This is a genomic window from Flavobacterium akiainvivens, assembly GCF_001278115.1.
Classification (GTDB): Bacteria; Bacteroidota; Bacteroidia; order Flavobacteriales; family Flavobacteriaceae; genus Flavobacterium; species Flavobacterium akiainvivens.
In genome coordinates, this window is sequence record NZ_LIYD01000005.1 from 2,214,474 (window position 1) to 2,228,871 (window position 14,398).

The following is a 14,398-nucleotide window of genomic DNA, read 5'->3' on the forward strand; positions in this document are numbered from 1 at the left end:
TCAAGTGTTTTGGCATTTATTTACAGAAAGTGGTCAGCAATTAGCTTTCAGCAGTTAGCTTTCAGCTTTTTGCCGCCAGTTTTAAGTGCTAAGCAACACTCTTTTAAGATGCTGACACCTCATAGCTAATCGCTGAAAGCTGACACCTGAAAGCTAAGGGCAGAAAGGTCCTCCCAAAACGTAGGGAACGACTTGCTCACTACCCCGGCATCTTGTATAACAAACGGCGTTTTAATAGCCAGTGGGGCAAAAGCCATAGCCATACGGTGGTCGTTATAGGTAGCAACGTGCGCGGCCTCCCCCAGCCCCTCCAAAGGAGGGGAGCCAACTTCACTCGTACCCACTTCACTATTTTGATTTTGAGTGAAGCTTACCCCCTCTCCTTTGGAGAGGGTTGGGGAGAGGCTAAGGCTGTCGTTAGTCACAGTAATATCAGCGCCAAATTTAGAAAGCTCGGCTTTAAGCGCCTCCAGCCTGTCGGTTTCCTTGATTTTAAGCGTGTGAAGCCCTGTTAAGTGGCAGCCCATGCCCAACCCAAAGCAGGTTACGGCTATAGTCTGTGCAATATCGGGTGTGTTGTTTAGTTCAAAGTTTACGGTTGACAGTTCACGGTTTTCCTTACTGAGTATAATAGCCCCGTCTTTAAACTCAGTGCTTACGCCAAATTCCCTGTAAATATCAGCCAGGGCGCTGTCTCCCTGAAAGCTGAGTTCTTTATACGTCGACAACGCAATCTCAGTACCCACCGGGCTAAGTGCCACAATACTATAAAAGTAGGATGCCGAGCTCCAGTCGCTCTCCACTACAATTTCAGATTTCAGATTGATGATTTCAGATTGAAGTGGCTGTACTGTAATAACATTACCCTCAAAACTACTATTGATACCCGCCTGCGCCAAAAGCATCTGTGTCATGTTGATGTAAGGCACAGAAGTAACCTCGCCCTCAAGGGTTAGTTGCAGCCCGTTTGGCAACTTGGCGCCGATAAGCATCAGCGCGGTTATGTACTGACTGCTTACCCCGGCGTTTATACTTACAGTGCTGCCGGTAAGTTTTTTACCGTTTATTTTTAGCGGAGGGTAACCCTCGTTTTCTGCATATTGAATATCAGCACCCAGCGCGCGCAGGGCATCTACAAGCACGCCTATAGGGCGTTCTTTCATGCGCTGGCTGCCGGTTAGCACCACGCTCCTGCCCTCTTTCTGCGAAAAATAGGCGGTAAGGAAACGCATGGCTGTACCCGCATGGTGAATGTCTACCACGCTTTCATTACTGGCCAGCGCCTGCTGCATGGCAATACTGTCGTCGCTCTCGCTGGCGTTTTGTATGGTTATACCCTCAAACAATGCCTGCAATAACAGTAACCTGTTGGTTTCGCTTTTACTGCCGGTTATTTTAAGGGCAGTGCTTTTTACAGGCCCGTTTGTGCTGATTTTTATATTCATTCTAATAATTTACAAAGCCACGAATTACACAAATTCACACAAATTAATTAGTGAAAATTTGTGCAATTCGTGGCAAAAATACTACTTCAGTGGCGGTTGTTTTTTTAAAGCCTGCCTCTTTTTACGCAGCGGCTGAAAGATAAACACATCGGCCAGCGCCATGGTAACCGACCAAAACCCTATAAAAAACCACTTGTTTTCTACACCCCAGCCCACAGTAAACTCCACAATAGCGGCAAGGGCAAAGTATATTACAAGGGCGGTTAAAAGGTTAATCAGCTTTTTCATTACTTCAGTTTTTCATTGTTATGATGACGGTCGTGGTCGCGTTTGGTTTTAACGTCCATCTTTTTATCAAAAGCCGCCTGGAGGTCTACCCCGGTTTGGTTGGCCAGGCACAGCACCACAAACACCACATCGGCCAGCTCTTCGCCCAGGTCTTTCGCCTTGTCGCTTTCCTTTTCGCTCTGCTCACCATAGCGGCGGGCAATAATACGGGCCACCTCGCCTACTTCTTCGGTAAGCTGGGCCATATTGGTCAGTTCGTTAAAATAGCGCACACCGTGCTCTTTAATCCAGTTGTCTACGGCAAGCTGGGCATTTTTTATATCCATGACTTCGTTTAAATATTGAAAGTTGTAAAGTTACAAAGTTCATGTAAAGTAAAAGCCACCATAGCGGTGGCTTTTACAACTTTTATGTGTGGCAGGCTATCCTTTTTTAAGCACTACCCTTTCGTTTTGCTTATCGGCCACCTTTGCAAAAAAATTTTCAGGCTGTTGTAGTACGATGTATCTATGTAACTCATATTAATATCGAGCACCATGGCAAACTGCAACAGGTTGCCCGATGCCGAAATACCATAATTAAACGCCCCTATTTGATCGGGAAGTTCAAGCCTTAGCGATTGTGGCAGCGACTCTACCACGTACCCCGCCGGGATGGTTATAGAAATAACATACTTGTGCTGATGCGGAAATATATAATCAACAGGATACAGCCGTTTCTCTTCCGTAAACGGGTTTGCAGCCCTGTCAAAAAACAGCATCGGGCTTATGTACATCTTATCTCCGGCTACATCTGCAACACCGGTATGCACAAAGGCGTACTCCTCTGCCAGCGGGCTGCTGTTTACATGTAAATCTTTAAATAAATGGTTGGCAATGGTAAGCCCCGCACTTGCTTTTTCGCGAACCCCCACAAACAGTGTGTCCTGCTCAGGCTTGTATAGCTGGCGTATTAACAGGCTGTAATATTCGTTTAAATGATGCCGTGCCGTACCGCTTACAACACCCTGCGCATCTATTGCAGCCGATACCGCTATGTTTTTCTTAGACTTTTGCTGCGGCACAAGGCTAACCTCTTTAGTCCTGCCATCGGGGCGCAGCAGCCTGCCTTTATAATTAAGGACCTGCAAGGGTAACTGCCCCGGCCTTACGTGCTTATTAGCGGCATCAAACAAAATTTCCTGCCCGTCTATCTTTGCCGATGCTATAACATAGTTGTATGCCGAAAAATTAGGGTGTACCGCCACACCGTTATCGCGGGTGCTAAGCAATACCGGGTAGGCCTCTATACCGGCATAATTAAACATAGACACCAGCATAAGGTTAATTTCAGCCACGTTGCCCGTTTTATTTTCATAAGCCCATTTAACCCCTTTAGATGTATAATAGCTTTCGCGCCTGTTCCAGGCCATGTGAGCCTGCGCAAAATTAAAAATGGCATCGGCTTTTTGTGCCGTTGTCATATCATCTTTTATAACCGCCTTAAGCTCCTTTTTGTAAGGACGTTCTTTTAGCTGTTCGCCAAAATCTTCATCTGCATACAGCCTTTTGGTCATCGATTCCCAGTCGGTACTAAATTTCTTTACAGATTCGCCCAGGTTATAGTCTACCGCAGCCATTTCAAACCATATAGCCGAAATATAGTTTACAATATCGCCGGCCATAGGCTCTTGCTTTATTACAGGAATATGCCTGGCCTTGTAGTTTAAAACGTTTGTTGCTGTAAAACCGTCTTCTTCCTGCCTGGGTTCTGCCACTTCTATATCTATATTGCCGGTCATAAGCCGGTTAAAGGTAAAGTAGCGGGGCAGGCTTACTTCATATTCAGAATATTCTACCGGTATTTCCTTCTGAAAAAACCACTTGGGTATGTAGCTCACATTAGGGCTTATAAGCTCATAGGTATATTCAATTATACTGCCTTCTTTTACATTAGGCATGTGTATTTTTTTTATACCATGGTAATTGCTTACCTTATCTACATACACATCGGCATCCTGAAGCACTGTTTTTACTATAGCACCGTTTTCAAGGTTATAGGTGGCGGCGTTGCTTATGGTGCAGCCATAGCCTTCATAATCAAAAAAAGGTATTTCTCTATCTGCATACTCATAACCGGGTGTCCTGTATATTTTTATACGGGTTGTAACGGTGGTTACCAGCAGCCAGTCAAGCTTTCTTAACCTCAGCCTGGTTGTGCCTATGGCATGGTGTACCACGGCTTCGGCCATACTGTCTGCCGGATAAAACGTTTCGGCAAGCTGTGCGGCAGTAACCTCGGCGGGCGTAAAGTTTTGGGCTGCACACGGGGTGTATGCAGCCATCAAAAACAGTTGTATGTATACAAGCAGGCGCATGGCTATGCTTTTTTAAGCACAATCTTCTCGCTTTGCTTTTCTACCACTTTCTGGAAGAAATCTTTTAGTGTGGTATAATAATCGGCCGGAACAAGCGGAATATTAATATCAAGCGTTACACCCAGTTGCAGCTGCCCGTTATTATTACCCAGGCTGTATCGGAAAGACCCTATATTTTCTTCCATAGCTATGGCAGCACCTTTAGGAAGTGACTCTACCACATAGCCCTGCGGTATAGCAATGCTTATCATGTACTTGTCCTGGTGCGGAAAAATAAAATCTATAGGATATTCGCGTTTTTCCTGCTTAAAGGGGTTTTCGGTTCGCGTAAAAAACAGCATGGGGTTTATGTAAATCTTATCGCCTATAACATCTGCCATGGCATTGTGGGTAAAGTCATAATCTTCGGTTACAGGCTTGGTAAGCTCTTTGTCGTTGGTTAGTTTATACTCGCCCACCTCAAGGCCGGTGTAACGCTTTTCAAGCTGCTCAACATAGGTATCCTGGCTAATGCCCGAATAGCGCTCGCGATAGCCAAAGGCATTGTAATCAAAATACTGGTCGCGGGCCTTGCCGGTAATTTTGCCATCTGCGGCAAGCTGTGCCTGTATGGTTATAACCTCTTTGCTAACGCCTTGCGGTGTAAGGTCTACTATTTCTGTAATACCATTGTCTTTAATAAGCCTGCCGCTCCAGTTTATGGCCCTTACCGGCAGTATATTAGGCATAGCCGATTTACTTGTGGCATCAAGCAGTATGCGCTTACCATCTATATCTACCGCTGCAATAACATAATTAAACGCGCTGGTGCTGGGGTATAAGGCCACTTTATTGCTGCGGGTGCTTACCAGCACAGGGTTGGCTTCAAGGCCTGCATAGCGCAGCATACTGGTTAGCATAAGGTTAATTTCGGCCACGTTGCCCACTTTTTCAGTATAGGCTTTTTTAACGCCTTCATCGCAGTTATAGCCATTATACTCGTTCCAGTGCATACGGTTTTTTACATAGCTAAAAATAACCGCAAGCTTTTCTGCCGGTGTGGCAACGCCCTGCAAAAGCGCCTTTACATCATCTTCATAATAACCGCTGCGTTTTAGCTCAGGGCCAAAGCTGTCGTATTTATAAATGGTGCGGGCTACGTCTTCCCAGTTTGTAGAATAGGTTTTTATGGGCTGCTGCGGGTACTGCACCATGCTTATTTCATGCTCTATACTGGCGGTGTAATTGTTTATGTTGTTGGTATAGCTTTCCTCTTTCATGGCCGGAAGGTTATCCAGCACATACTTGGTATATTTTTCCTGGTAGTCTACCTTATCACTACTAAAAGTAGTAGGCCGGTTATTGTTTCTTTGCTTACTCGTAAAAGTTATAGACCTTGTAGACTGGTTTTGTGTAACTACCGGAATATGATACCCCCTGTAATTGGGACTGAATACAAAATACTCCGGCAGCTTGGTAACATACTCGCTGTGGTTTACCGGTATGGTTTCCTGAAAGCGCCACTCCGGCAGCACGTGCACAAATGGCGAACGTATCAGGTATTTATATTCAACAATACTGCCTTCCTTAACATCGGGCAGCATTATTTTTTTCCTTTTCCAGAATTTATTGGCCTGCTCTGTAAACTCGCCGTCGCTTTTAAGCTTGGTTTTCTTTATGGTGCCCGCCTCAAGGTTGTAAGTAACGGCCTTGCTAACATCTACCGATTCTTTATCGCTGTCGTTAACATAATACGAAATTACCTTGTTAGCCCAGTCATAGCCGTCTTTGGTATAAATTTTTATTTTCATCTCTACCTCTGTAAACAGCATAAAGCCACTATTTTCGCTATAGTTCATATAAGAAACGCCTTTGCTAAACAGTATGGCTGCCGGCGCACTTGGGTCGGTTGGGTGTTGTTTTTCTTCAAGCTCGGCCTTTGTAACCTCGCCCAGCTCATAGCTTTGGGCTGTGGCGGTTAGCCCCCCGGCCAGGAACAGGGCTAAAAATTTAATCATCAGTTTCATAAGGTGGTATTTAATAATTGTTGGTTTTATTATGCTTTTATAAGCACTATTTTTTCATTTTGCTTTTCTATCATTTTACTGTAAAAGTCTTTCAGCACGGTGTAATAATCTGCCGATATACTGGCATAGTTAATGGTTATTACCGCAGACACCTGCACCACATTTCCGTTTTGGGCCAGGATATACTTAAAGCTGCCCAGGTTTTCCTGCATGCCAATATTTAACGCCTTAGGCAAAGATGCCACGGTATAACCGTCCGGAATGGTAATACTAAGGGCATACCTGTCTTCCCTGGGGTAAATAAAATCTACCGGGTACTCCCTTTTTTCTGCCTTAAACGGACTTTCCTTTTCGGTAAAAAACAGCATAGGGCTTATGTATATCTTATCGCCTATAATTTCTGCCACATTTTTGTGCACAAAGGCATATTCTTCAACAAGGGGCTTATCGGGCTCATCCTGGCCGGTCATTTTATAATCGCTAACCTCAAGCCCGGGATATTCGCCTTCAAATTCGGCCAGGTAATCGTCAATATTCATTTCGGCATAGGCCTCACGGTAGCCATAGCCGCGCTGTTGCAGGTAGTGGTCGCGGGCTTTTCCGGTAAGGGTACCATCGGCACTCACAGTGCCTACAATAGTTATGGCCTTGCGGCTGTTTGTTTTGGGCATAAGGTCTATTTCCTCATTATCGCCGTTCTTTTTAATAAGCCTGCCTTTCCAGTTCAGCGCTCTTGTGGGCAGTATACCGGGTGAGGTATACTTGCTGGTGGCATCAAGCAAAATAGTTTTATCGGCCAGCTTTACGCTACTTATAACATAGTTATAAGAATACATTGACGGAAACTGCGCCACACCGTGTTCACGCGTGCTAACCACCACCGGGTTGGCATCAAGCCCCGCCTCGCGCAGCATGGCGGTAAGCATAAGGTTTATATCGCCCACATTGCCCAGTTTTTGCTTATAGGCCTCTTTAACCCCTTTTTCACATATATAGCCGTGGCGCTTATCCCACACCATGCGGTTTTGCACATACTTAAATACCACCTGCATTTTTGCCTCATCGCCCTGTATACCTGCCAGTAGCGCCTCCAGGTCGTCTTTAAAATAGCTGTCCTGCTTTAGCTCACGGCCAAAAGCGTCACGGCCAAAAATTTTGCGCGATGTATCTTCCCAGTTAGTGGCATAGTTCTGAATGGTTTGGTGCGGCAGTTGCACCTTGCAAAGCTCATGCTGCAGTTTGCCAATAAAGTTTTCTTTATTGCTTACATACGCCTCATCTTTAAAGGGCTTTACGTTAGCGGCTTTATAGGTATAAAAAAACTCATTGGTATCGGTAGTAGTGTTAAGCAAAAGCCGCGGCTTTTCTGCCGACTTAACATCTACATAGCCCACCAGGTATACGTTGTATATAAAATAAATGGGTATCCTTATATCATACTGCACATTAACGGCCGGTATATCATACTGAAAATACCAGTCTTCCAGGTGGCCAAAATACGGCGTGGTAATTTTTGTTGAATACTCTATTATACTGCCCTCTTTAACATTAGGCAGTGTAATGGTACGGCGACTGTAATCATCATTAAGTTCCTGCTCAAAGGCGCTTTCATCCTGAGCGCGGGTGGCTACAATTTTACCTTCCTGGTAGTTGTAGGTAACGGCATTTTCAAACTTGCCCCTGGCTTTCCTGCCCCCCGAATAATAATCAAGCTCAAGGTTGGCATAATCATAGCCCTCCTTTTTATAAATTTTTACACGGGTAAATACTTCGGTAACCATTTCCCAATAGTTGCCATTAAGTATATAATACGTATTTCCATAGCGATACAGGTATGCCGCAGCGGCAGTGCTGTCTATAGGCGATTGTTGTTCCTGTAGGTCGGCTACGGTAACACCGGGCGCCTTGGGCTTTACATAATCCTGTGCAATGGCAGTATGTGCTGCAAGGGCAACAACAAGTAAGGAGATTATTTTTTTCAGCATTATTGTTTTTTTACAAGTACAACCTTGGCATTATCAGTACGCGACACCTTTTCCATAAACTGCCTGTAGTTTTCATACTCGGCACTGCCATAAGCTCCCTCCTTAAGCAGCAGGGTGCGCTTAAATACAATCTGGCCGGTACCATTTAACTCATATTCGGCCTTATATTCGCCAAATTTGTCGCTTATGCTCACATTTTCAGGCTTAGCCTCAAGGTTAAAGCCTTCGGGCAGGTTTACTGTAATTTCATCGGTATCATAAAACCCAAACGATATTTCAAACGGCATTTTGCGCGTGCGGTAGCGTTGCGGCACGCTGCTAAGCTGGTTAAACGCATTTATAGGGAAAATAATCCTGTCGCCACTTTTACTGCAATAGCTCTCGGCGCTTATAAAAATATCTTCGTCAAGCTGTAGCCCGTCTTTATCGTTTTTAAGCCCGGTTTTAGTAAGCTTCAGGTTGTTGATATTATTAAAACGGCGCTTGTACATTTTATCCATATCATCGGGCGAAAAGGTTTCATAACGGTAGCGGTTGCCATACTGCAACCCGCGCGATGCTATGTGCACCTCACCGCTAATGGCGCCGCTTTCGGCTATGCTATAGCTGCCGGTACTGGCCTGGCTGTTGCCTTTGGTATCATAAACATGGGTGCGCACAATCTCGCCGCCTTCGGGCTTAATAAGCATTACAAGGCGGTTATCGGTAAAATCGCCCTGAAAGCCAAACGGAGCCACCTGGCTGGTACACTCCAGCCACACAATGCCGTCTTTTTGCGGAATGGCCAGTATCATGTGGTCGCCCTGCATCGATACAAAATCTTCGCGCATATCGCGGCGGTCGTCTCCGCTGTACACCACGGCACAAAAAGCATCTACGCCCACCACCTTTAGCAGCGCACGCGTGTAGTTGCTCAGCGCCTTGCAATCGCCATATCCCAGGCGGTCTACATCAGTCGCCGGCATGGGTTTCCAGCCGCCTATACCCAGCGCAATAAGCACGTAGCGCGTTTTAGACTGCACATAGTTATACACTATACGCGCCTTTTTTAGCGGGTCAGTTTCAGTGCCCACAAGGGCTTTTATTTTGGCCTGTGTTTCGGGTGTAAGTTCGTCAGTGTCCGCAAGTAGGTTATCGTTCATCCATTTGCCCAGCGCCTGCCAGCTTTGTGCCTCGCCGTCTACCCCCTCAAGGTGAAATTTTTCAAGCGCAAACAGCACATAAGGTTTCATTTTATAGAATGCAGGCGAATATTCCTCACGCTTTATGGCAGCTATGTTTTCTGCCGAAAGGCTAAGGGTGTTAGCCCCTTCGGTTTTGGCAAGGGTAACATCGGTAAAATTATAATCGCGGAATTTAAAGCCCAGCTCCGGCAGCCAGGTAATGTTGATGCCCGATTTTTGTGTGCCTGCAAGTGTGCCTGCCACGGGCGACCACTGTGGTATAAAGGCGGTATTGGTGGTTTCTACCTCGCTGGTAAACACCAGTGTAAACGGGTAGGCAACAGGGGTATAATCCAGCTCAAGCACCTTGCCCTCTACAATATAAGCCCCTTCTGAAAGCGAGTGCTCCCTAAAGTCTTTTCGCTTATACTTTTTGATTTGCTTGCCCGATGCGTCATAAATCAGGGCTTCTATTTCCTTAATTTCCCTCGATGGGCGAAACACTTCGGCGGCATCAAAAAAGCGCATGCCGGTTTCGTTTAATATGGTTACGGCCCTGCGGGTTTTAATAACCATTTTATTGCGTTTCAGGATATTAATATCCGTTTGGTCAAAACGCACCACGGCATTGGCATTTTCGGTAAGGTTTTTTGGTATTGAAGCCGAACTAAAGTCGTCTTGTGCCGAAACTGTAAGGCTTTTCAGCACAAATAAAACGAGGAGAAATCTTAAATGCATGTTAAAGAGATTTGCTCCAAAAGTAATTTTTTTTGGGAAAAACAAAAATTTTATTCGCGGTTTTTCGTGTCGATAAGTATCGTTACCGGGCCGTCGTTTAAAAGCGCTACTTTCATATCGGCACCAAACCTGCCGGTTTGTACGGGTTTTCCTAATTCAGCCTCCATTTGGTCAACAAAAGCTTCATATAGCGGTATGGCAACTTCAGGGCGTGCAGCCTTAATATAACTGGGGCGGTTGCCTTTTTTGGTAAGGGCGTGCAGGGTAAACTGGCTTACCACAATAATATCGCCATCGGCTTCCTGAACAGAGCGGTTCATTACACCATCGGCATCGCCAAAAATGCGCAGTTTTGCAATTTTAGCAGCCAGCCAGTCAATATCTTCCTTACTGTCGGCGTCTTCAATTCCTAAAAGCACCAAAAGTCCGGTTTGTATATCGGCTGTTTTCTCTCCCCCTATTGTAACAGAGGCATGACTTACCCGCTGAATTACTGCCCTCATCAGTCTTCCTCCTCTTCTATATTTTTACCATCGGCATAGTTATCCGTACGGTAATGTTCTTCATCGCCTTCCAGCATTTGCAGGTAGCTGCGGTAACGGCTCCAGGCTATTTCATCGGCTTCAAGCGCTTCTTTAACGGCGCAGTGCGGCTCGTCTTTATGCAGGCAGTTGTTAAACTTACACTGGTCTTTAAGGGCAAAAAACTCAGGGAAATAATCGCCCAGCTCGTCATTATCCATATCTACCACACCAAAACCACGAATACCCGGGGTATCTATAATTTTAGCGCCAAAATCAAGGTCAAACATCTCAGCAAACGTGGTGGTATGCTGCCCCTGGCTGTGCTGCTCGCTTATTTCTTTTGTTTTTAGCTGAAGGTTGGGCTGCAGGGCGTTAACCAGTGTGCTTTTGCCCACGCCGCTGTGGCCGCTAAACATACTCACGTTACCCTTCATCTCGTTGCGCAGCTCATCAATGCCTTTTCCACTCACGGCAGAAACACGCAGGCATTTGTAGCCTATGCGGCTATAAATAAATTGCAGGTACAGCTGGTCATCCAGCATGGTATCGTCAAACGTATCGATTTTATTGAATACCAAAACCGCCTCTATGCCATAAGCCTCGGCAGTAACCAGAAAACGGTCTATAAAGCTGGTGGTGGTGGCAGGGTTGTTTATGGTAACCAGCAAAAAAAGGGTATCTATATTGGCCGCAATGATGTGCACCTGCTTAGAGAGGTTAACTGATTTGCGTATGATATAGTTTTTACGATCGTGTATGTGGGCAATGGTTCCGGTAACGGCATCGGCAGTTTCTTCAAGGTCAAAATCTACCACATCGCCCACCGAAACAGGGTTGGTGCTCTTAATGCCCTTTATGCGGAATTTACCTTTTATGCGGCATTCAAATACGGCGCCTTCTTCCGTTTTAACGGTGTACCAGCTTCCTGTTGATTTATATACAAGCCCTGTCATGCCGCAAAGATAGTGATAGGATATGAAACCCTGCCATCCGGACTATAAATAATAAAGGCTGCCTAACGGCAGCCCTTATTGTTTATGGGTAAGGCACAGGCTTAATCTTCAAGCACCATACGGCCCAGCTTATCGCTTTTTCTAAGCGATGAGTATATAATAAACTCGTTATCGCTCTTGCGGTGCCTTATGGCCGGCCTAATGATAAGGCTGTTTTTAACGGCCTCTTCAGGATCTTTACGGGTAATTTTACCGGTTTTATCAAACACAAATAAAGAGGGTACACTCTTGTTATAGTTGCCCATAGACTTGATTTCTTCAATATCTATAATACCCTTGTTTTTAACATGGTCGTTTATAAGCACGCTAAGCTCTCCGTTACGGTAAATGGGCAATGCGCCCAGGTACTCCGGCCCCTGCCCCAACTGTGCAAAAGGAATACGCACCGTACCGCCTACTGCAAAGCTGCCACCCGCAGAACCACCAAAGGCAAGGCCTGCATACATAGTGCTGGCTGCTGCATCCTGCTGTTTAGGCAGTACATTGCTCCATTCATGAGAGCCATCAGGCGCAAGCGATGTTACTATAATCTCATTACGGATGTAGTTAACGTTGGTCATACCCACACCTACTGAACCTATGCCGATACCCTGGCTGCTGTAAGTAGCATCCTGGTATTCGCTAAGCATAATAATACCGCCGTCTTCCCTGCCAAAATGTTGTATAATGTTGTACATAGGCTCAACATCTTTATCTTTCTTGGCACGGCGTTCGCCTATAAGCTTAGCCTTTGTTTCGTAGTCAAAATCATTAAACTTAACGTTTGTGGTTTTGTTGGTGGCAAGGTCTGCTGTAACGGCATACACACCCCTAAGCTGCCTGTTTGCACGGCCGCTTTCGCGCACGGTAGAGTAAAAACCGGTTAGGCGCAAAACATCATCTGTAGGTATAATGGCACAGCTAACAATATTCTGGTCTTTAATGGCTATATCAATAACCTCTTTTTTGTAGCCATTAGCCGTTTTATAAGCGTGAACCTCAAAGCGCTCCACACGCTCTTTTTTCTTTTTGTCCCTGTAGCCTTCGTTTATTACCACAAAAATATCATCGTTAAGCGCTACCTGAAAATCGGCTATAAAAAAGCTGAAATCCCTTTTATTGTCATCAAACTGCACTTTTTCTACGGTAGAAAACACTGTTTGCAGGTTATCGTCAAAAAACTTGATTTCATATTTAACGGCATCTTCCTTTTTAAACATAGACGAGTGCATAATAAGCAACCCGTTGCCATCCTGCGTTTGCCTGAAGTCAAAACGGCCACGCTCGCTTTTCTTTTCGGTTTCAGCTTTAAAAAGCGTTATGCCTTCCTTGCCCAGCTTACCGTCTTCGCTAAGCGGTGTAGCCACAAGGTTAAAGATTTTTTCTTTTTTGTTGTATACGCTGCCTATGGCATATAGCTTGCCGTTTAGCAGGTAAATGTCTTCAAAATCTACTTCTTTGTCGTTAAGTTCCGGCAGCTTTATTTCCTTTGCCGATTTTTGTGCCATGGTTTTGCTGTCAAAAATCTTAAGGATATAATTGTCTCCTTTCATGGCAAGGCCATAAATTTTGCCGTTTGCCTCGCCTATTATGTTAACAAGTTTTTGCTTGTCGTTAGGCAGCTCTTCGCCATAAGTAACATTAACTTTTTCGATTTTGTTTTGCGCGTTCATAGAAAGGCAGCTTAAAGCTAAAGCGGCCATTAGCGCAATCCCGGTTCTCTTCATTGGTTTGTTGGTTTAGGTAAATACGGCTACGATACTACAAATAATTCTTTAAATTTTAACATTACGTTAAAAATTTAACATTACAATTATTTATTGCAAAAGCAAACATTTAAAAATCAGCACTTCTCATCATCACCCTTTTCATCGGGCAGGTTGGTGCTAATTTCTTCTTTATCATCTTCGCTAATCTGTTCCGTCCACCACGGCAGGGGTGCGCCACACATATTATTTCTTTTTGGTCATTTCCCTGAATACCGTTTCCAGGTTTTTGTTCTTAAGGCTAAGCTGTAGTGTTTTCAGGCCGTTATCGTGCGCAAAGTCAAATACGGCAGGGCGCATATCTTCTTTGGCGTTAAACGTTAGCTCCCAGTTATTACCGGCCAGTTTTTTAGCATCAGTAAGGTTAGGCAGGGTTTGCAAGGCTTCGGCAGTTGTAGCAATATCAAACTCAACTTCAATAACCTGCTCCAGTTTGTCTTCCTTAACTAATGATTTCAGTTTCTTATCGGTTACTATTTTACCGTGGTTGATGATTATTACACGGTCGCAAATAGCCTCTACTTCCTGCATAATGTGCGTAGAAAGAAACACTGTTTTGTCTTTGCCAATGTTTTTAATCAGGTCACGAATCTCAACCAATTGGTTAGGATCAAGGCCTGTGGTAGGCTCGTCGAGAATCAATACTTCGGGGTCGTGAAGCAAGGCGCTGGCAAGGCCCACACGTTGGCGGTAGCCTTTACTAAGGGCGCTGATTTTTTTATGGGCTTCGGGTGTAAGGCCGGTAAGGTTAATAACCTCTTCAATACGCACTTTGTTTACTTTATACACATCGGCGTTAAAAGCCAGGTACTCGCGCACATACAGGTCAAGGTACAACGGGTTGTGCTCAGGCAGGTATCCTACCGACTTTTGCACGGCTTTTTGGGCTATGCCTACGTCGTTGCCGTTTACCTGCGCTTCGCCTTCATCAGCAGTAATGTAGGTAGTAAGTATCTTCATGAGCGTACTTTTGCCTGCGCCGTTTGGCCCAAGGAACCCCACAATCTCACCTTTGTTTACGGTAAACGAAACAGCATCAAGCGCCTTTTGTGCGCCGTAGTTTTTAGAAATGCCTTTAACCTCTATTGACATGGCCTGTGTATTTGGTACAAAAATAGTAAAACGGAAATCAATT

11 protein-coding genes are annotated in these 14,398 nt (G+C 45.0%); all 11 read right to left on the minus strand.

The features are described from left to right. Window positions 1-125: 125 nt before the first annotated feature. Entirely contained in the window at window positions 126-1,445 is a 1,320-nt protein-coding gene (locus AM279_RS09915; protein ID WP_054407809.1) for a 3-phosphoshikimate 1-carboxyvinyltransferase, read from the minus strand. Between the two features lie 81 nt (window positions 1,446-1,526). Continuing rightward, window positions 1,527-1,733 (minus strand): hypothetical protein, encoded by a 207-nt coding sequence (locus AM279_RS09920; RefSeq protein WP_054407810.1) that lies wholly within the window; start codon window positions 1,731-1,733, stop codon window positions 1,527-1,529. Further along, entirely contained in the window at window positions 1,733-2,059 is a 327-nt protein-coding gene (locus AM279_RS09925; protein ID WP_054407811.1) for a nucleotide pyrophosphohydrolase, read from the minus strand. The genes AM279_RS09920 and AM279_RS09925 overlap by 1 nt, the downstream gene beginning before the upstream one ends. A 113-nt stretch (window positions 2,060-2,172) precedes the next feature. Next, complete coding sequence (locus tag AM279_RS09930; RefSeq protein ID WP_054407812.1) at window positions 2,173-4,089, minus strand: DUF3857 domain-containing protein; 1,917 nt, start codon at window positions 4,087-4,089, stop codon at window positions 2,173-2,175. Between the two features lie 2 nt (window positions 4,090-4,091). Continuing rightward, complete coding sequence (locus AM279_RS09935; RefSeq protein ID WP_054407813.1) at window positions 4,092-6,095, minus strand: DUF3857 domain-containing protein; 2,004 nt, start codon at window positions 6,093-6,095, stop codon at window positions 4,092-4,094. Window positions 6,096-6,124: 29 nt separating this feature from the next. Next, a complete protein-coding gene (locus AM279_RS09940) occupies window positions 6,125-8,080 on the minus strand; it encodes a DUF3857 domain-containing protein (RefSeq protein WP_054407814.1) in 1,956 nt (651 codons plus the stop codon). Then, on the minus strand, window positions 8,080-9,981 hold the full coding sequence (locus AM279_RS09945; RefSeq protein WP_054407815.1) for a DUF3857 domain-containing protein: 1,902 nt from the start codon (window positions 9,979-9,981) through the stop codon (window positions 8,080-8,082). The genes AM279_RS09940 and AM279_RS09945 overlap by 1 nt, the downstream gene beginning before the upstream one ends. A 50-nt stretch (window positions 9,982-10,031) precedes the next feature. Then, window positions 10,032-10,484, minus strand: a complete 453-nt coding sequence (dtd, locus tag AM279_RS09950; RefSeq protein ID WP_054407816.1) for a D-aminoacyl-tRNA deacylase — start codon at window positions 10,482-10,484, stop codon at window positions 10,032-10,034. Next, window positions 10,484-11,458, minus strand: coding sequence for a ribosome small subunit-dependent GTPase A (gene rsgA / locus AM279_RS09955; RefSeq protein WP_054407817.1), 975 nt, complete (start codon window positions 11,456-11,458; stop codon window positions 10,484-10,486). The genes dtd and rsgA overlap by 1 nt, the downstream gene beginning before the upstream one ends. A 101-nt stretch (window positions 11,459-11,559) precedes the next feature. Beyond that, window positions 11,560-13,224 (minus strand): hypothetical protein, encoded by a 1,665-nt coding sequence (locus AM279_RS09960; RefSeq protein WP_054407818.1) that lies wholly within the window; start codon window positions 13,222-13,224, stop codon window positions 11,560-11,562. Window positions 13,225-13,449: 225 nt separating this feature from the next. Further along, window positions 13,450-14,355, minus strand: coding sequence for a gliding motility-associated ABC transporter ATP-binding subunit GldA (gene gldA / locus AM279_RS09965; protein WP_054410260.1), 906 nt, complete (start codon window positions 14,353-14,355; stop codon window positions 13,450-13,452). Between the last annotated feature and the right edge of the window lie 43 nt (window positions 14,356-14,398).